We start from the raw sequence: 19,776 nt of genomic DNA, 5'->3' as shown, positions 1-19,776 counted from the left end.
ATCCAACTTGTCTATGAATTCTAACCTCACTTTGTGTGCGACCATCAGCGATCGCATTACTAATACCCCCCAAAAGCGCATCACCTTTGCCGAATATATGGACACGGTGTTATATCACCCTGAACACGGCTATTATTCCAGCAAAGCCGTAAACATCGGGTTTAAGGGCGGTGATTTTTTTACATCTGCTAGTCTCGGCGCTGACTTTGGTGAGTTACTAGCAGAACAATTTGTGCAAATGTGGGAAATTCTAGGAAAACCAAAACCATTCTCTTTGGTAGAAATGGGCGCAGGTCAAGGATTACTCGCTTTGCATATCCTCAACTATTATCAGCTAAATTATCCTGATTTTTTAACAGTATTAGATTATGTAATTGTCGAAAAGTCTCCCGAATTGCAGCAAGAACAGCAGCAACGCCTGCAAAATTTCTCGGTGCGTTGGTGCAATTTAGAGGAGATACCCAGTAACTCGATAACTGGCTGTTTTTTTTCTAATGAATTGGTTGATGCGTTACCAGTGCATCAGTTTATTTTACAAGCTGGGGAATTGCGAGAAATTTATGTAACTTCACCATTTTTTGTCGAGAAAGATGAGAATTATCTTCTCTTAGAAGGGGAGTTTGGGGAAGTAATTGGAGAAACTTCTACGCCACACCTGAAAAAATATTTTGATTTGATAAATATCGATTTATCTGTAAATGTCTACCCTGATGGCTACCGCAGCGAAATTAACCTAGCCGCTTTAGATTGGTTGAGTATAGTAGCCGACCGCTTGCAGCGCGGGTATGTGGTAACAGTTGATTATGGCTATCCTGCCCATCGCTACTATAACCCCAGGCGATCGCAAGGAACTCTACAGTGCTACTACCAGCATCGTTACCATAACAACCCTTACATTAATATTGGGCGACAAGATATCACCGCCCATATTGACTTTAGCGCCTTGGAACTTTGGGGTGAGCAGTGTGATTTAACCAAAGTTGGTTTTACCCAACAGGGTTTATTTTTGATGGCGTTGGGTTTGGGAGAAAGAATCGCCTCTCTTTCTGATCAAGATATAGCGATCGCTCAATTGTTGGCAAGACGAGAATCACTTCATAAACTTATCGATCCCACAGGGTTAGGCGGCTTTGGCGTTTTAGTCCAAAGTAAAGGACTCCCAGATCATGAAAATTATCAACCCCTAAAAGGATTAATTGTGCCAAAGTAAAAGTAAAGGTAAAAAGTTAAAACTCTCTGTAAGTCGGCAGCATCACTGTTATATGGACTAGCATTACTATTGATTACTGCTAAATCCTGTGTTTAGAAAAGCAACAAATACCTATGAATACTCATGACCTGTTGATGCTAATTATGCTACTTACACCCGGTATCTTACTTTCTGTTGTCATTATGGTAACTTTTGCTGCTGGCGGCTGATTCCTCAGCGGTCTTAGGTGAATTTGAGATTTAAGATGGCATCTTAAGTCTCAAATAACAACTCGTCAGCCAATTACAATCAAACGATGAAAACGCGATGTCTACAACAGGCTTCTCTAAGAGAGGCTACGCCAACGCCTAAGCTTTATCAAAGGAACGTGAAAAATGAAGGTGGCATTTCTGGGAACTGGACTGATGGGACAACCAATGGCTCAAAGGTTGTTAGCAGCCAATATACAAGTAGTTGCTTACAATCGCACCCCAGAAAAATTAGCCCCATTACAAGCCGCTGGCGCAGAAATAGCCACCCATCCTCGTCAGGCCATTCGTGCGGCTGATTGCATCATTTTGATGCTTACCAACGCCGCAGCCATTTATCAAGTCTTGCTTTCAGATACAGCTTGGCGCACCCTAGAAGGACGCACAATCATTCAAATGGGGACAATTACACCCACAGAAAGTCAAGAGATTCGAGATACTGTTGTTGGTGGTGGTGGCGAATATTTAGAAGCACCCGTATTAGGAAGCATCCCAGAAGCAAAAAGCGGTCAGTTAATTGTCATGGTAGGCGCAACACAATCACAATACCAAAACCATTTACAATTACTCAAAAATTTTGGTTCAGAACCTTTACTTGTAGGGCCAGTAGGGACAGCATCGGCGTTAAAATTAGCCCTCAATCAATTAATTGCTTCTATGACCACTAGCTTTGCCCTAAGTTTGGCTTTTTTGCAGCGTCAAGGTGTCAATATCGAGTCTTTTATGCAAGTTCTACGCGCAAGTTCTCTTTATGCACCTACCTTTGATAAAAAGCTGCAACGAATGTTAGAGGAAAACTATGCTAACCCTAATTTTCCCACCAAACATTTATTCAAAGATACCGATTTGTTCATCTCAGAAGCCAAAGCTTTAGGTTTAGATCTTGGCAGTATTGAATCTGTGCGACACATTTTGCATACAGCCATGAAAATGTCATTTGCTAATGATGATTATTCATCAGTATTTTCAGCTATTAAAGAATGGGGAGATTCCAGCGCTGAGTAAATACTTATTTGGGAAGGGGAACAAGAGAGAATATCTTGCTGACAACTCAGCACTCTATCAAGCAAGCACTGAAAAAGATAATATGGTAGGGTAGCTCGTTCTGCTTTCCGAGGGTACTACTGCGTGCTATCTACTTTACGTGCCGATTTTCGCATCATCTTTGAACGTGATCCAGCCGCCCGTAACTGGCTAGAGGTCTTGGTTTGTTACCCTGGCTTGCAAGCCCTAATTTTCCATCGACTGGCACATTGGCTACATCATCTAGGTCTTCCCTTTTTTCCCCGCTTCATTTCTCACCTATCTCGATTTTTAACAGGTATCGAAATTCACCCAGGCGCAACTATTGGTCAAGGAGTATTCATTGACCACGGGATGGGTGTAGTAATTGGTGAAACTGCGATCGTTGGTGACTATGCTTTGATTTATCAAGGTGTCACTTTAGGCGGTACTGGTAAACAAAGCGGTAAACGCCACCCTACAGTCGGTGAAAATGTCGTAGTAGGCGCTGGTGCAAAGGTATTGGGCAATATTCAAGTTGGGAATAACGTCCGTATTGGCGCTGGTTCAGTCGTTCTCAGAGATGTGCCTTCTGATTGTACAGTTGTTGGCATTCCCGGTCGGATTGTTTATCGTTCTGGAGTCAGAGTTGCACCTTTAGAACACAGCAACTTACCCGACTCCGAAGCGGAAGTAATTCGCGCTTTAGTCGATCGCATTGAAGCACTAGAACAACAAATCCAAACCATACAAAACCTCCAACCTGCTGCGAAAACTCCTGTTTTAGTTGGTGCTATAGCCGCCAACGAACCACAACCACAACCACAAGCGCCTTTATGTAGCCTCAGAGATAAAGCAATTCAAGAATTCCTTGATGGCGCAGGGATTTAAATTATCTAACTAAAGTGATGAAGCTAGAGCCTCTGACAAAAATTCCTCAGCATCGTCAGCAGATTATAACTATCCTATTACTACTAATCAGTGGCTCTTTACTTTATTTACTATTAGTTCGCTTGGGGTTTATCCCTCCGATACAACAACTTCCGCAAATTTTATGTATGAAAAATTGCCAGCCTGAGCAAAATTTTCATACCCCCATAGCAGCAAATCAATTATTAAATTACGACCAATCAATTGAACAATTAATCAGCCAAAATAACAACAAAAATAAAATCTCTATTTTGATTGAGAAATCTCAACACAGGTTAACACTTTACTATGACCGCAAACCAGTCAAATCTTACCCAGTAGTTTTTGGTGGTAACTCTACAGGTGATAAGTATGGTGAAGGTGATAAAAAAACTCCAGAAGGTATCTTAAAAATTAAAGACCTTTATCCCCACCCGCAATGGTCAAAGTTCATCTGGTTAGACTATCCCAATACCCAATCTTGGCGCAAGCATTTTCAAGCCAAGGCTGATGGTAAACTACCTTGGTCTATTCCCGTTGGTGGACAAGTGGGTATACATGGTGTGCCTACAGGTGCAGATAAAATGATTGACGATCGCACAAATTGGACTTGGGGTTGTCCTTCCTTAAAAAATAAAGATGTCGATGAACTGTATCAATGGGTAGAAAAAGGTACAGTCGTTGAAATTTTACCTTAAGCTAAACTGACAGATTGCCGTGGCAAAGTATACTATTCCTTGTCCAGCAGACTTATCAGAGTGTACTATGTCAATTCCACCCTTAACTCAAAAGCTGCTTGCTGCCAAAAAAGTCAAAGGATTCAGCTTTGCAGACTTAGAACAAATTTTAGGACGCGATGAAGTCTGGATTGCCGCTTTATTTTATCGTCAAGCTACAGCTTCCTTAGAAGAGGCCCAAAAACTCGCTGATGTGTTAGGGCTTGATTCCGAAGATGTCGCAGAACTAATTAGCTATCCCACCAAAGGCTTAGGCCCCATTGTCCCCACCGATCCCTTAATTTACCGCTTCTACGAAATCATGCAAGTTTACGGTTTCCCCATCAAAGAAGTTAATGAACTACCCACAATTGGCTTCGCCTGAACTGTGGGTTTCTACATCCCCCAGTTCGTTTTTAGCGAGTTTTTCTGTAGATTTTTGTCGCTTCTTCGCCCCTAGTTGCCTCATCGATCCAGATTGCTTACGCTTACCAGTAGATGTGGGAGAGCTAGGCGACTCTGCGACTACGAGGCTAGTTCCTAACCCCGGTAGAGTACCTTTAGACCAATAAAGCATTACTTCGGCAGCAGCAATATCCCTATCCTGCACGTATCCGCAAACAACACAATTATGAACTCGAATATCAAGAGTTTTTTTATGTTGATGACCACACTTCGGACAGGTTTGACTAGGCTTTACTTTCTTCGTTGGAACTTCTACAAATACACCACCAATTTGCTCAACTTTGTACTTGATGGTATTGCGAAGCATTCCAAAAGCAACATCTAGTATTGACTTATTCAGTCCTGCTTTTTGCTTTTTACGCTTGCCTTTCTTTGCTTTACTAGTCATGTTTTTTACTTCTAGTTTTTCAGTCGCAACGAAGCTATTACCGCTTACAATTTCTGCTGCTACTTGATGTACCCAGTTTTGTCTTTGATTACCAACTTTACGAACTAGCTTAGTAACCTTTGATTGGGCTTTTTTATATCGTCTAGAAGCTTTAATTTTTTTGTTTCTATTTGGTGCGCGTTTACGCCTCTTCTCCTTAGAAGCTTTTTTGATTTTTCTGTTCAGCATTTCTCAAAAACTTAGGAGCATCGATTTGTTGATGATTCTCTCCATCCGTAATTGATAATGCTGCTTTACAACCTAAGTCAATACCAATTGCACCAACTGGTAGAACTTTAGGCTTTAATGCTTGGTCTAGCACATCAACAGTAATAGATGCGTACCATTTACTATTGCGATAAACGATAGTGCAAGTAGTTGATTTACCCCAACCCAAAGCCTGCCCCCGCATCTGAATACGTCCAATTTTAGACAGATTGAGATATCCGTTTTCGCCTTCAGATTCTACTTTAAAACCTGCACAGTCTGGATAAGTCCATCCTGAATAATGTCTAATTGACTTAAATCTCGGACGCTTACCTAGCCCTTTAAACCAACGCTCAAATGCAAAATCAACACGTTTTAATGTTGCTTGCAGTGCATGGCTGGGAAGTTCTTTGTACTCTACCCAAACATCTTTAAATGCTGGCAAACAATTCTGTTGCTCAAAATAATCAACTTTGTGATTATAGATTTTGTACTGGTTAAATCTGTTATTTACTGCGGCATTGTACAAGTCCTTGTGGAGCTTTCGGTGATACCGCAAAATTAATTCAGTTTTCTCGTTTGGGTATAACCGAAAAGTCATTCGTCTTGTTGCCACAGGCTGTTTTTGTTTCCTCCAAAAATCTGGTATATTAATCAGAATACAACGGACACGGCTACTTGTCAAATGCTTTCTCGTAAAGGGTCACACGCTGTTTTTTCTATTCACTTACATTTCGTTTTTATTACTAAGTATCGTAAAAAAGTAATTACCGCACCAATCCTTGAGAGGATGCACGAGATTTTTGCAAATATTTGCATTAAAACTAATTGCATTTTGGTTGAATTCTCAGGTGAAGAAGACCATGTACATTTACTGGTGGACTATCACCCAGACAACAATATTTCTGACTTTACCTCTAGTTTAAAATCTGCTAGTAGTAGGGTCATTCGTAAAGAATTTAAGGAGCATATTGAAAAGTTTTACTGGAAACCTTTGTTTTGGTCTAGCTCGTATTATGTAGCGTCAAGTGGCGGCGCACCGATTGATCAACTTAGGCAATATATTAAAGAGCAAGATGCACCGACCGAATAAATATGGATTGGTTATTTCCACTTCGTTCCAATAACCCGCTCCGATCCCTACCCTACTAAGAGTTGAGGGTAGGGACTGCCGCGATACGTTCAAGAAAAATTTGGTGATGGGATTATGAGTGCAATTGATTTTACTTTAGATATCGAAAAAGTAGAAGACCCCAAAGGCGATCGCGTTAAAGTCACCATGAATGGTAAATTCTTACCCTATAAAAAATGGTGAGAGAAAGTGCTGAGTGCTGAGTAAAAAAATACTAACCTCTAGTTCCTAGTAGTACAGTTCGGCATAAATAAACAGATCACACTTCGACTACGCTCAGTGACCATTTGGAATTGCTAAAAAGCTTATGGTATAACTATTCTTCCTTTTTACTTTTGACTTTTTACTTTTGCCTTGTTTTACAGCCTCTTCTCAAGGATTAACTTCCTCACAACGCCATTCTTGATTTTCCCCAAGTTGATAAATCCTTCTATTTTGTGGTTCGCCGCGCAACTCTAAATGATCAACCTGTACGGGATCAAGTAATAGTAAACAAAAATTTGATACTGGTTGTAAAGAATCGGGTGCTGGTGGTGTAAAAGCTGCTGGTGCTGTGTCTCTAGGCTTACCAGAATGAGGCCAAGCAAATTGTAACCGTGCTGCATCGCTCAGTGCTTGCCAAGTAGCAAGGCGGGCTGATTGTAGTCCAGAATCATCATGACTATCAACCAATATCAAACGCCCGGCAATGCGAAACTGTTCCCGTGTATTGGGGAAGTACCAGCAAGCTTCCGCCCAAGGTTGACTTTTTATTTGATCAATCTTATCGCTACGAGTATCAGTAATAAATTTTAGCTGATTGGTATCTTGAAGAAAGTCCCGAAAGACAACAGTCCGATTAGCCGGGTGATGATCTGCGCGGATTGTAGCCAATTGTAAGTAACGAGCATAAACCAGACTACGGTTGCGATGTAAGGCGTGAGCGATCGCACCCCGCCAAGGAGCAAGAGACATTGTATACTTTCGTTGCAATGAGTACAGCTACAGAAGTAGCGCAAAGTGGAAAATTTTGCAATCTTTTATCCTCAACTTACTTGGCGTATAGTCATAATCTATTCAAAAGCAACACGACTTGATTATGGTTCGAGAGCTTGAAAGAAAACGTCAGGGTGTTAAATTTCCCGAAACCGCGCCAGCAGCCAATCCTGTATTTTTTAGGACTTACAGCCGGCGGACTGGGGTAGGGCTGAGAGAATCTTACGATGAAGTGTGCGATCGCACTATCCAAGGCTTAATCGAATTAGGTAAACTCAACTCAGAAGAAATTGCCCTCCTCGAAAAAACACAACGCCAACTCAAAGCTTTACCTAGTGGCCGTTGGCTGTGGGTAGGCGGTACAAATTGGATTACCAAACCCAAGAACTTTTCTGGTGGATATAATTGCACTTCTACCAATCTCCAAGACTGGAAAGCCTTCGGTTTAATGATGGACTTGGCTATGATGGGCTGCGGTACAGGAGCCATCATCGAACCCCAATATATTAATCAACTTCCTCCTATCCGCAATCGCCTTCATGTCACAGTACAAGGCGAAATTGGCAGCACTCCGAAAAACTTACGTCGTGAATTTACACAAACCCATATAGAAGGCAACCGCGTTACCATTCATGTTGGTGATAGCCGTGAAGGTTGGGTTGCATCTTATCAAACTCTGTTGGAACTCTCCACAGACGAAAGATTTACAGGTGATGTCGCAGTATTTGTTGATATCAGTGATGTCCGTCAAGCCGGGGAAACCCTCAACGGTTTTGGCGGTGTTGCCAATCCTGTAAAATTACCAGGATTGTATCAACGTTGTGCTGGAATCTTAAATAAAGCCCTAGGCAGACAATTAAATTCTGTAGAGTGCTGCTTATTAATTGATGAAGCCGCAGTAACAATTGTTGCAGGTAATATCCGAAGAAGTGCGGGGATACGTCAATTCACTGCTGACGATGAACTCGGGGCTACAGCCAAAGATAACTTATGGCAACAAGACGAAAACGGCAACTGGCGGATTGATCCTGAACGTGACTCTCTACGTATGGCGAACCATAGTAGAGTATTTCACCATAAACCAACCCTACAAGAGTCAATTGAAGCCGTCCGTAAACAATATTACAGTGGCGAAGGCGCGATTCAATGGGCTGGGGAAGCTGTAGCCAGATCTAACTGTGATTTGTTAACAACACAAGCCTTAAAAGTTGATTTTTTGAAGGCTTACGACCAAGGAATTTCTAAAGATTGGTTACAACAACGCTACCCAGAAATTGATGCTAAAGAATTAGAACATCGTTTAGGTAGATACGGCTTAAATCCTTGTCATGCAGGTGATACTTTAGTATCTACTAATCAGGGGCTAATTCCGATTAAAGATTTAGTTGGAAAACCATTTCAAGCATTAGTTGATTTGCGTTCTGTAGGATTAGATGGAGTTAGATTAACTGATGCGATCGCTTTTCCTACAGGAGTACAAAATACTTATGTTATTACCTTAGCAAATGGTCAGCAAATGAGATGCACTGCTGATCACGAGCATTTCACTAATAAAGGATGGGTTGCTACCAAAGACTTAACTTCTGAGCATCATATTTATATTCAGAAAGGAACCGGTCACTTTGGTGAAAGTACAATTACTGTTGAACAAGCACAAATGCTGGGTTGGTTGTACGGCGATGGTTCAATTTACAAAGGAGCTAAAGGATTAGATGTAGTATTCTATATCAATCAAAAAGAGTATGAAACTGCTTTTCCTGTACTGACCTCTGCCGTACAATCTTTGACAGGGTATAACCATCAGCCTAGTTTTATCAAAGGTGTATACACATTTCATAGTGGATCACTTTTAATGAGAGCTTTCCTGAACAAATTAGGCGTACAGTCTAAAGAATGTTTACCAGATAGATTTTTATCTGAGTCACAAGAGGTAATTATTGGCTTTTTACAAGGCTTGTTTTGCGCTGATGGTTGCGTAAATGTTAAAGGTAGAAATGTTGAACTACGTAACCGTTCAAGAAAACTCCTTCAACAAATTCAATTAATTCTGCTTAACCTGGGAATTAAAAGTAGTTTAATAATCAAACAACAGCCAGGAGACCCAGGTGTTCCATATAAGTTGAAAGATGGAACACAAAAAATTAGTCAAAATCGAGGTAGCTGGCGACTAATCATCTATTCAGGAAGCGAAGCTAGAAAATATTGGCAATTAGTTGGTTTTCCTTTAACATCTGAAAAGCAAGAACGGCTAGAAAAACTTGTAAACAAAAAGCCGTTAAGAATTTATGGTGAAACTGTAGTCAGTAATAGGTTTTCTTCCAAAGTTAAAAGTGTAGAAGAATGTGGTGAAGAACCTGTCTATGATCTCCATGTACCCTTAACTCATTCTTTCATTGCTAACGGTTGTATTACTCACAACTGTGGGGAAATTATTGGTAGTAACTTCCACTGCAATCTTTCAGAGATTCATCTCAATCAAATTGACCCATTTGATTACAAAGAACAAGAGGAAGCTTTCACTGCTGGGGCGTTATCTGTAGCCACACTTCTCAATCATCAATTTTTGGAACCGCGCTATCAATATAGTCGGGAATTAGACCCAATTGTCGGTGTTTCTTTTACTGGCTTATTTGATTTCTTTGTCCATGCTTTTGGTGTGGACTGGTTGCACTGGTGGGCAGAAGGTAGACCTGCAACATCCCAAGGGTTAGCATTTAAGCACCAAGAAGAAAAATATCTCAGCTTTTGGAGAGAAGTAGTACAAAAGGCAGTGTGGGATTATTGCGATCGCCATAACCTCAAACGTCCTAATCGTTGTACTACAGTCCAACCCAGTGGCACTAAAGCTCTATTATCTGGTGCTAGTTCTGGTTGGCATCCACCCAAAGCCCAAAGATTTATTCGCCGCATCACTTTCCGCAAAAATGACCCAGTAGCCTTAGCTTGTATTGACTACGGCTATAATGTCATTCCCTCCCAAGCTGATAAGGATGAAAACGGTAATTTATTAAACGATCCCTTTGATCCCCGCGTGAGTGAATGGTTGGTGGAAATCCCTGTTGCTGTACCTTGGGCTGATGTACCTGGTGCTGATCAAATTGATGTATCTAAGTTTTCTGTCTTAGCCCAATTTGATTTTGTCATGCAAGTGCAGCGTCATTACGTTACCCACAATACATCGGCAACCCTAGAACTACGCGCTGATGAAGTGGAACCATTAGGACAGCGCATTTACGAAGCCATCCAAAATGATGAGGGTTACATTTCCGCCGCACTATTGGCACGATTTGACGATTTACAATCATTCCCCCGTCTCCCATTTGAGCCAATAGACAAAGCAACTTATGAGCGTTTATCTCAAGAAGTGTTGGCGCGACGCAAAACCGATGATTTCTGCGCTGTCCTCAGTCGCTATGACTCCGGTGAGTTAACAGAAGCAGGCCCTAGCGGTTGTGATTCTGACAAGTGTATGTTTCCAGATCAACTACCCAACTAGGAAATTCTGAAGGATGAAGTATGAAGTCTGAAATTTATACTTCATCCTCCATACTTTTCGTTACTATTGATAAAAAAGTAATAATTGTTTATGGCACGGCCAGGAGATTTTTCATGTTTCTTGATGAATTGTCACCAATATTTAAAGAATTAACTCATCACCCAGTCTCATTTCTTGGTGGTTTTTTCTCTGGAGTGCTGCGACTTAATCTGAAAGATGATCCTGTGAAAAGTTGGCTAGATCAACATATAGGTATTACTAGCTACCCCACTTCCACAACCGAAGTGAATAATGGTAAAGCCACAGGCCCGCAGACAATTTCAATTGAATAAATTTGCTGCTGATTTTCCATCAAATTAATGGCTTTTTACCTGCAACTCTTACTCTCGCAGATTCAGCAAGGTTGCAGGTAAATTTTTTGTTTTTAGCAAAGTTTGTCAAACTAGCAGTAATCCCAAGATTACTAATTTTAATGTATAAATAAATGCTTTATTTCAGTAAAAACTACTAAAATACTTTGCGGAACTATTAAACTATCTTAACACAATCAGCTTTTTATCTCAAAAATCTATAAGTTCGGCTTATTTCTTATTATTTGGGATTGTAATATCCCATACTTTGAAAAATGTCGCAATCAGTTATTATATGAGCGTAAGTGTAAGTTCAGCCTTATAGAGAGTTTAGTTGAAGTCACGCCAGCACTATGATTGCTGCGCCACAACGCTCGTCATCAATAAAAATAAATCAAAAGCGGCGACGCAAGATTTGTAGTTTGTTGATCTCTGTTTTTTCGCTGAACTAATCGCTGTTTGTTGACAATTACGTGATCCCACATGACTATTTACGTTGGAAATCTCTCCTACCGCGCTACTGAAGCAGATTTAAAAGCAGTATTTGCAGACTACGGCGAGGTCAAAAGAGTTGTCTTACCTACTGATCGTGAAACAGGGCGGATGCGAGGTTTTGCTTTTGTGGAAATGGAAGAAGACGCTCAAGAAAATGCAGCTATCACTGAGTTAGATGGTGCCGAATGGATGGGTCGGCAACTCAGAGTTAATAAAGCAAAACCGCGAGAGGATAACCGACTAGATGATAATCGGCGAGGTGATTGGGCGAAAAAACAAGAAATTTAAATTCAAACAGATAACAACAATAGCAAATTGTTTTACTGTTAAGCAAGAATTTTCTTAGCCAAAGTTAACTCAGCACAATTAGCGGAGTTAAAAGCCAACAGTACTCCAGGCTGAAGATCATTCCGTAGCTCACTTGGTTACAAATTGCGGTAAGTATTAAACAATCGAACACAACTATAGCCGGCTGTTGTGAGCTACAGACTAATCTCACAAGCAGTCGGTTTTTTAGGGCTTAGGTGGTTCTGGGGTGATATTACCAACCTTGAACTTGGCGCGACTGAGTTGAAGATTGTGGAACAGATCCGGTTAGTAAATTTACCTTGTTCAGTGATTCTCAAGGCGATATCTAACCATAAGCCGTTTTAACTCTACGCTTCAATCGGCAACAACACTTTTTTGCCTTGGGAAATTCAGCAAAAACTTATCCATTTCTTTAGTTTATCTAAAGCCACATCAAGGTTATCAACTTACCTTTCTAAGATAGAAGCAGCAGCTATTAGTTGCTACCCATGACTTTACCAACCTAACTATCAACCAGTCCCTAGGGAGAATGCAAAAATGGCTAAAGCGCCAGAATCTCTAGAGTTGCCAATCGACGATCATACAGATAAAAGTTTAGATCGTGATTGTACAACTTTATCCCGTCATGTTCTTCAGCAACTTCAAAGCTTTTCTCCTGATGCTCAGGATTTGAGTGCGCTGATGAATCGCATCGCCCTTGCAGGTAAATTAATTGCCCGTCATCTTAGCCGTGCAGGGTTAATGGAAGGCGTTCTCGGATTTACCGGGGATGTGAATGTCCAAGGAGAATCCGTCAAAAAGATGGATGTTTATGCCAATGATGTTTTTATCTCGGTATTTAAGCAAAGTGGTTTAGTTTGTCGCCTAGCTTCTGAAGAAATGGACGACCCTTATTACATCCCAGAAAACTGTCCTATAGGTCGTTACACCTTGTTGTATGACCCAATAGATGGTTCTTCTAACACCGATACCAATCTCAGCTTAGGTTCCATTTTTGCGATTCGCCAACAAGAAGGAGACGACGCTGATGGTTTAGCTACCGATTTACTTACTAATGGACGTAAGCAAATTGCCGCTGGATACATACTATATGGGCCAAGTACTATGCTGGTTTATAGTATAGGTAGAGGGGTGCATTCATTTACGCTTGATCCCAGCTTGGGAGAGTTTATCCTCACCGAAGAAAATATTCGGATTCCTGACCAAGGTTCTGTTTACAGTGTGAATGAAGGAAATTTCTGGCAGTGGGAAGAGTCATTTAGAGAATATGTTCGGTATGTCCATCGTACAGAGGGTTACTCTGCTCGCTATAGTGGTGCAATGGTGAGCGATATCCATAGAATTCTGGTTCAAGGCGGTGTATTTCTCTACCCAGGTACAATTCAAAAGCCAGAAGGTAAATTACGCTTACTTTATGAATCGGCTCCTCTGGCTTTTTTGATTGAACAAGCAGGCGGTCGTGCTACCACAGGACTAGTAGATATTTTAGATGTGGTGCCGAAAAAACTCCATCAACGCACACCTTTGATTATTGGTAGTAAAGAGTCTGTGGCAAAAGTTGAGTCTTTTATTCAAAACGGTCACTAGTATTAAAAGTCAAAAGTCAAAAGTCAAAAGTCAAAAGTCAAAAATAAATTTTATTTACCGATAACAATTGACTAATGACAATTGGCCATTAACTTTTAACTATTCCTTAGCGTGAAGTTATTTTTATCTTGCTTTACTAGTGTCTGCTTGGGATGAGGAAGAGAAAATATCACTACTACAGTGCGGATGAAGTAGTGATAGATTATTTCAGCTGGTCGATGCGATAAGTGATTGGCAAAGCCAAAATGCAAAAGTCACCATCACAGGATGGATTGCCAAGTTCACTTGGAGACATCATTAAACGGAGGGAACTAAGCTATGGCCACCAATCATCTACAGGAGATTCAACAATACGGTCAAAGTATCTGGATGGATAATTTGACGCGGGACATGATTCAATCAGGGGAATTGAAAAACTTGGTAGAAAATCAAGGAATCTCCGGGATCACCTCGAACCCAGCAATTTTTGAAAAAGCGATGTCTGGCGACAAGTCGCAAAGCGCCTACCCCAACAATGCGATTTATGATGCGGACATAGAAGCAGGAGTTCGCGCTAAATTACCAACCTACAAAATTTACGAATCTTTATTTTTTGCAGATATTCGTAACGCTGCTGATATTCTGCACCCTGTATATGAAGCCTCGAATGGAGTTGATGGTTATGTGAGTATAGAAGTACCGCCAACCATTGCTCATGATACTCAAGCCACCATCAATGAAGCCCGCCGTTATTTTCAAGAAATTGGCCGGGAAAATATCATGATTAAAATTCCCGGTACAGAATCAGGTTTACCAGCCGTAGAACAAGTAATAGCCGATGGAATTAACGTCAATGTTACTTTGTTATTTTCTGTACAAAGCTACATCAATACAGCTTGGGCTTATATTCGAGGTTTAGAAAAACGCCTGACTGAGGAAAAAGACATTAGCAAAATTGCTTCTGTAGCCAGCTTTTTTCTCAGTCGCATTGATAGTAACATTGACGCAAAAATCGATGCTAAATTGCACCGTGGCGTTGATGATATTAACTTAGAAGCCAAACTCAGAGCCGTAAAAGGCAAAGTAGCGATCGCTAATGCCAAAATAGCTTATCAAGAATACAAAAAAATTATTGAAAGCGAACAGTGGCAACTCTTAGCAGCTAAAGGGGCAAAAGTCCAGCGGTTACTTTGGGCTAGTACTAGCACCAAAGACCCAGACTATAGCGACGTGATGTATGTTGATGAGTTAATTGGCCGCGATACCGTTAACACCTTACCACCCTCGACAATAGCAGCTTGTGTTGACCACTGCGATGTAGGCGATCGCGTGGAAACCAAAGTTCATGAAGCTTATCAACTTATTGAAAGCTTGAAAGATCCAGACATAAACATTGATATCAATACCGTAATGGATGAACTGTTAGTGGAAGGTATTGATAAATTTGTCCAACCTTTCAAGTCCTTGATGAACTCTTTAGAAAACAAAGTCAAGCTATTGTCACCTGTGTAGGGTCTAAGAAGTAAAAAGTAAAAAGGCAAAAGTAAAAAGAAATATAGTCTTTTACCTTTTTACTCTTAATTTCTACCCATCCAAATCTCAACTCCAAGATCAAAAAATTGTTATGGTCAGTCTGCTAGAAAATCCCTTGCGCGTTGGTCTGCAACAGCAAGGGATGCCCGAACCCCAAATTATAGTTATCTTTGGCGCTTCTGGTGATCTTACCTGGCGCAAACTAGTTCCAGCATTATACAAACTGCGGCGAGAACGGCGGGTTCCACCAGAAATCACGATTGTTGGTGTGGCCCGGCGGGAATGGAGCCACGACTACTTCCGTGAACAAATGCGTAAAGGCATGGAAGAAGCACATGGTGGTGTGGAACTAGAAGAACTTTGGCAAGACTTTTCCCAGGGTTTGTTCTATTGTCCTGGTGATATAGATAACCCAGAAAGTTACCAAAAACTCAAAACCCTATTAAACGAATTAGACGAAAAACGGGGAACACGCGGCAATCATATGTTCTACCTTTCCGTCGCTCCCAACTTTTTCCCCGAAGCCATCAAGCAACTAGGGGAAGGCGGAATGCTGGACAATCCAGAAAAACACCGCCTAGTAATTGAAAAACCCTTTGGTCGAGACTTGGCTTCTGCTCAGAGCCTCAACTTGATTGTGCAGAAGTATTGTAAAGAAAATCAAGTCTATCGCATTGACCACTACTTAGGTAAAGAAACCGTTCAAAACTTGCTCGTGTTCCGCTTTGCCAACGCGATTTTTGAACCTTTATGGAACCGTCAGTTCGTTGATCACGTACAAATTACCGTTGCTGAAACTGTAGGGGTAGAAGACCGGGCTGGGTATTATGAAAAAGCCGGCGCACTCCGAGATATGTTGCAAAACCACTTAATGCAACTTTACTGCTTGACGGCCATGGAAGCACCCAACTCAATGGATGCTAACAGTATCCGCACAGAAAAAGTTAAAGTACTCCAAGCAACTCGCCTAGCAGATATCCACAATTTGTCCCGTTCCGCTATTCGCGGTCAATACAGTGCTGGTTGGATGAAAGGACAACCAGTGCCAGGATACCACGAAGAACCAGGTGTTGATCCCAAGTCCGGTACACCCACTTATGTAGCCATGAAATTCATGGTGGATAACTGGCGTTGGCAAGGTGTACCTTTCTATTTGCGGACTGGCAAACGGATGCCGAAAAAAGTCAGCGAAATTTCGATTCATTTCCGCGATGTTCCTTCTAGGATGTTCCAATCCGCCGCCCAACAAAGAAATGCCAACGTATTGGCAATGCGGATTCAACCCAACGAAGGAATTTCTTTGCGCTTTGATGTGAAAATGCCAGGGGCAGAATTCCGCACCCGTTCTGTAGATATGGACTTTAGTTACGGTTCCTTTGGGATTTCCGGCACTTCTGATGCCTACGATCGCCTCTTCTTAGATTGCATGATGGGCGACCAAACATTGTTCACACGGGCCGATGAAGTGGAAGCAGCTTGGCAAATAGTCACCCCCGCGCTTTCTGTTTGGGATGCACCTACAGACCCAGCAATTATTCCCCATTACGAAGCAGGTACTTGGGAACCCGCAGAAGCCGAATTGTTGATTAACCAAGACGGCCGTCGCTGGCGCAGACTCTAAAAGTCTGAAGTCTGAAGGCCAAAGTCTGAAATTTTTTCATACTTCATACTTCATACTTCATACTTCCTAATTCATACTTCATACTTCAAAAGCTATGACCCAAGCTCCTACCATTTTTTCACTCCAAGCCCCCAAGGACATTTCGCTGAATGAAATCGAAGCGGAACTGAATCAAATTTGGCAAAGTTATGGCATCACTGGTGAAGATGGTGCGCTACCTGCGGCTACTCGTGCTACAACTTTTACCTTAGTGGTGTACGAACCAGAAGAAACTCAGTATCTTTTGGCATCTCTGGGATTTTATAATGGCCCCATTGACGGGATTTTAGGGCCACAGACGGATATAGCACTGCGGTTAGCACAACAAAAATATGAACTGCTAGAAACTGGCACGGCTACAACAGAAACTTTGGCAAAATTGCGGGAAGAATACACCAAACGCCAAGGTAATGGAGCCGTTGCGGAAAATGGTAATGGTTCCTATAACGTTAGTGTCACCAGCCCCAGAATTGCTGATGAAATTGCTTTACGCAACCCCTGTCGCATCATTGCCTTATGTCCCATCGCAGGCGAAGATGAAGGGGTAAAAGCACAAGTTTCTGCTTACTGCCCAATTCAAAAGCAATCTTCTAGCACTCTAGTTTGTTGCGAATATATCACCCTTTCTGGTACAGCCTCGGCTTTAGAAAGAATTGGGGGGATGATTCCCGCATTACTAATTGGTGGTCTGCCGAAGTTCCTGTGGTGGAAAGCTACTCCCGACCCCAACAACCCATTATTTAAGCGCTTGGCTGCCGTTTGCAATAACGTCATAGTTGATTCTTGCAACTTTAACGAACCAGAAAGCGATTTACTCAGCTTACAAGAGTTAGTCGAAACTAACATACCCTTGGCTGATTTGAATTGGCGGCGTTTAGCAGCATGGCAAGAATTGACAGCAGAAGCTTACGACCCCCCCAATCGTCGCGCCGCCTTAAAGGACATTGACCGCGTCACAATTGACTATGAAAAAGGCAACCCTGCCCAAGCACTACTATTTTTAGGTTGGTTGGCTAGTCGCTTAGATTGGATGCCGATTTCCTATCAAAAGGAAAGCAATGATTACGATATCATTCGGATTCGCTTTGTGGCTCAAGACCAAAAACAAATAGAAGCCGAGTTAGCAGGAGTTCCGGTTGCTGATGTTGGTGATATTCCCGGTGACTTGATTGCTTTACGTCTGAGTTCAACTAATACCAAAGCTGAATGTAGCACAGTTATCTGCTCGGAGACTGGCGGTTGTATGCGGATGGAAACCCACGGGGGCGCTCAATCTGCTGGTTTATTCCAACAAGTGAGTTCACTTTCTGAACAAAAAGCGGAAGCACTGTTGAGTCAGCAAGTACAACGCTGGGGACGTGAGACTCTGTTTGAAGATAGCTTGGGAATTATTGCCCAAACTGTGAAACCTTCACTTAAGGGTTAGATTCATCTCAGCTAATTTCTCCAAAAAGCCTTCCAATTTTCATAATGGGGGGCTTTTTTTAATACAGAGGCAATTTTTGAGCCTCAAGCTGTCAGGAAATACTAGCTTTCTTTAACGCAAAGGTGCGCGGAGGTTGGCGCAAAGGTTCGCTGAGATTGGATTAAAAAATTTTCTCTGATGTTTTAATGTGCAGTTACGTCAAATAAAGCAGGAGTGCCTTTTGTTGTCTAACAGTATCTTCATAGTAATCAACTATTTCATTGTAGTAATCTACCATCCAATCAAGCATTTCTTCTTCTGAAAAATCAATCCAGGGTACAGGGTTGGGCTTTTGCGACTCTAGCATAAAACGATTTTCAAAACCTTCTTGAGAAAGTTCTAGTAACCCATCCAGAATTTGACCAACTTCATCACCTGCTTGCAGATATCTAACTGGGCCATATCCTGTTTCATAACCGATATCTTTACCAGCACCAAAGGCATTCACTAAAGGCTTACCATCCCACTGGGAATTTTTGATGACTAGAAATGGTAAAAAATCTTTTTTGTATCCTTTTTCTACTATTAATTCGGGGATTTTGCCTTGAGGGGTAGAGTAATAAGCGGCAATGTAACCTCCTAGCAAAAATGTCAATTCTTGCCAAGATTTATCTAAATAAAGTTCAGGTTTTTCCCACTCAGCAAGAAACTTTCCTCTTATTTTTTGCCAGTTGTATGTGTATTTTAACTGTTTATTTCTAGCTGTAAACTTATTCCAAAATTTTAATATAGGGTTTTGTTTTGTTTTGCCAGTAGATTCACCAGTCCAATAAGACACTCTTTCCCAGAAAGCCGATTCTGGCACCAAATTAGCATAGAAAAAAGCATCAACAAGATATGGGTCTTTGATAAATAAATCCAAGGTTGATGAAGAAATTTGTTTTATTTTACCTGTTATTCCCATAAATGATTTTGAAATTGATTAACATTTAATTATAATTAAGTGCGATCGCTAATATTTGATTAAAGTTAGACAGATATTTTTGTGGGTTTTGGATAAACAATCAACTGTTGAGAAACACAAATAAAATTTATGTTATTACCTCATTATAGACTTTACATGATACTATAATTTTCCTAGCAACTCAAAGAAAGTATCCTTGTCAATGCCTATATCCTGAATCATACCCATTAAAGTTCCTTGTTTTATGTCTTTTCCAGCATGGATAGGAATTACAACCCTATGTCCTTGACTATTTTTGTAAATAGCATGACTCCCCTTTTGACGGTCAAAATAAAAGCTTAATTGTTCGGCAACCTTAATAAAATCCTTCGCTTTGACACTAGGAAAATTACTCATACTAGTATACTCAAAGGCTTAACAATTAAATCTTCTTTGGGAATAGGTTGATTATCAGCTTTTAAACTTTCAATATATAATTCCATAGCTTCTGTAATATTCTCAATCGTTTCTTCAAAAGAATCTCCTTGAGAATGACAGCCTTTTAAGGCAGGACAAAATGCGTGATAACCTCCATCTGATTCTTTTTCTAAAATAACGGTATAATTGTAAATCTGTTTGCTGTGATTCTGCATTATGTTTTTAACTCATGAGTGATTGAGCTACTTTTAGCTTATGCTGAATTTTATAATAACCGCTTTTAAATATTG

The 19,776-nt window shown here is 41.0% G+C and carries 16 protein-coding genes and 3 pseudogenes; 14 read left to right on the top strand and 5 right to left on the bottom strand.

Features of this window, described 5'->3' with window-relative positions; all coding sequences use genetic code 11:
* Positions 1-13: 13 nt before the first annotated feature.
* The 5 genes and pseudogenes from NOS7107_RS13730 to cynS form a co-directional block, all read left to right on the top strand.
* A complete protein-coding gene (locus tag NOS7107_RS13730; protein ID WP_015113577.1) occupies positions 14-1,210 on the top strand; it encodes a class I SAM-dependent methyltransferase in 1,197 nt (398 codons plus the stop codon).
* Between the two features lie 374 nt (positions 1,211-1,584).
* Positions 1,585-2,463 (top strand): NAD(P)-dependent oxidoreductase, encoded by an 879-nt coding sequence (locus NOS7107_RS13725; protein WP_015113575.1) that lies wholly within the window; start codon positions 1,585-1,587, stop codon positions 2,461-2,463.
* Positions 2,464-2,586: 123 nt separating this feature from the next.
* Positions 2,587-3,351, top strand: coding sequence for a serine O-acetyltransferase (gene cysE / locus NOS7107_RS13720; protein ID WP_015113574.1), 765 nt, complete (start codon positions 2,587-2,589; stop codon positions 3,349-3,351).
* Positions 3,352-3,518: 167 nt separating this feature from the next.
* Positions 3,519-4,067 carry a murein L,D-transpeptidase family protein gene (locus NOS7107_RS13715; protein ID WP_253274441.1) on the top strand — a complete coding sequence of 183 codons (549 nt, stop codon included), beginning with the start codon at positions 3,519-3,521 and terminating at the stop codon, positions 4,065-4,067.
* A 67-nt stretch (positions 4,068-4,134) separates the two neighbouring features.
* A pseudogene (gene cynS / locus NOS7107_RS13710) lies at positions 4,135-4,440 on the top strand (cyanase); the annotation flags it as partial.
* A gap of 6 nt (positions 4,441-4,446) precedes the next feature.
* Here cynS and NOS7107_RS13705 read toward each other — a convergent pair.
* A pseudogene (locus NOS7107_RS13705) lies at positions 4,447-5,785 on the bottom strand (RNA-guided endonuclease InsQ/TnpB family protein).
* Positions 5,786-5,869: 84 nt separating this feature from the next.
* On the opposite strand from NOS7107_RS13705, the gene tnpA reads away from it, so the two are divergent.
* Both tnpA and NOS7107_RS27845 read left to right on the top strand, forming a co-directional pair.
* Positions 5,870-6,277: an IS200/IS605 family transposase gene (gene tnpA, locus NOS7107_RS13700; protein ID WP_015112402.1), complete on the top strand. Its 408-nt coding sequence runs from the start codon at positions 5,870-5,872 to the stop codon at positions 6,275-6,277.
* Between the two features lie 87 nt (positions 6,278-6,364).
* Positions 6,365-6,499: pseudogene (locus NOS7107_RS27845) on the top strand (cyanate hydratase); the annotation flags it as partial.
* A 189-nt stretch (positions 6,500-6,688) separates the two neighbouring features.
* On the opposite strand, the gene NOS7107_RS13695 reads toward NOS7107_RS27845, so the two are convergent.
* Positions 6,689-7,270 (bottom strand): Npun_F5749 family FMN-dependent PPOX-type flavoprotein, encoded by a 582-nt coding sequence (locus NOS7107_RS13695; protein ID WP_015113572.1) that lies wholly within the window; start codon positions 7,268-7,270, stop codon positions 6,689-6,691.
* A gap of 124 nt (positions 7,271-7,394) precedes the next feature.
* Here NOS7107_RS13695 and nrdJ point away from each other — a divergent pair, with 124 nt between their 5' ends.
* The 7 genes from nrdJ (at position 7,395) to opcA (ending at position 18,126) form a co-directional block, all read left to right on the top strand.
* Positions 7,395-10,787 (top strand): ribonucleoside-triphosphate reductase, adenosylcobalamin-dependent, encoded by a 3,393-nt coding sequence (gene nrdJ, locus NOS7107_RS13690; protein ID WP_015113571.1) that lies wholly within the window; start codon positions 7,395-7,397, stop codon positions 10,785-10,787.
* Between the two features lie 113 nt (positions 10,788-10,900).
* On the top strand, positions 10,901-11,119 hold the full coding sequence (locus NOS7107_RS13685; RefSeq protein WP_015113570.1) for a hypothetical protein: 219 nt from the start codon (positions 10,901-10,903) through the stop codon (positions 11,117-11,119).
* Between the two features lie 501 nt (positions 11,120-11,620).
* Positions 11,621-11,920, top strand: coding sequence for an RNA-binding protein (locus tag NOS7107_RS13680; RefSeq protein WP_015113569.1), 300 nt, complete (start codon positions 11,621-11,623; stop codon positions 11,918-11,920).
* Between the two features lie 558 nt (positions 11,921-12,478).
* Positions 12,479-13,528 carry a class 1 fructose-bisphosphatase gene (fbp, locus tag NOS7107_RS13675; protein ID WP_015113568.1) on the top strand — a complete coding sequence of 350 codons (1,050 nt, stop codon included), beginning with the start codon at positions 12,479-12,481 and terminating at the stop codon, positions 13,526-13,528.
* A 318-nt stretch (positions 13,529-13,846) separates the two neighbouring features.
* Positions 13,847-15,019, top strand: coding sequence for a transaldolase (gene tal / locus NOS7107_RS13670; protein WP_015113567.1), 1,173 nt, complete (start codon positions 13,847-13,849; stop codon positions 15,017-15,019).
* A gap of 112 nt (positions 15,020-15,131) precedes the next feature.
* On the top strand, positions 15,132-16,661 hold the full coding sequence (gene zwf, locus NOS7107_RS13665; protein WP_015113566.1) for a glucose-6-phosphate dehydrogenase: 1,530 nt from the start codon (positions 15,132-15,134) through the stop codon (positions 16,659-16,661).
* Between the two features lie 94 nt (positions 16,662-16,755).
* Positions 16,756-18,126, top strand: coding sequence for a glucose-6-phosphate dehydrogenase assembly protein OpcA (gene opcA, locus NOS7107_RS13660; protein ID WP_015113565.1), 1,371 nt, complete (start codon positions 16,756-16,758; stop codon positions 18,124-18,126).
* 193 nt (positions 18,127-18,319) lie between these two features.
* Here opcA and NOS7107_RS13655 read toward each other — a convergent pair whose 3' ends face one another.
* From NOS7107_RS13655 to NOS7107_RS13645, 3 genes are all read right to left on the bottom strand, one after another.
* A complete protein-coding gene (locus tag NOS7107_RS13655; protein ID WP_015113564.1) occupies positions 18,320-19,069 on the bottom strand; it encodes a DUF1877 family protein in 750 nt (249 codons plus the stop codon).
* 162 nt (positions 19,070-19,231) lie between these two features.
* Positions 19,232-19,465, bottom strand: a complete 234-nt coding sequence (locus tag NOS7107_RS13650; RefSeq protein ID WP_015113563.1) for a type II toxin-antitoxin system HicA family toxin — start codon at positions 19,463-19,465, stop codon at positions 19,232-19,234.
* Positions 19,462-19,701, bottom strand: a complete 240-nt coding sequence (locus NOS7107_RS13645; RefSeq protein ID WP_015113562.1) for a type II toxin-antitoxin system HicB family antitoxin — start codon at positions 19,699-19,701, stop codon at positions 19,462-19,464. Before NOS7107_RS13645 ends, NOS7107_RS13650 begins: the two co-directional genes overlap by 4 nt.
* Positions 19,702-19,776 lie beyond the last annotated feature (75 nt).

The sequence above is a fragment of the Nostoc sp. PCC 7107 genome (genome assembly GCF_000316625.1).
Taxonomy (GTDB): Bacteria; Cyanobacteriota; Cyanobacteriia; order Cyanobacteriales; family Nostocaceae; genus Nostoc_B.
The sequence above is the reverse complement of the archived record's forward strand: the minus strand, read 5'-3'. Positions and strand labels throughout refer to the sequence as shown.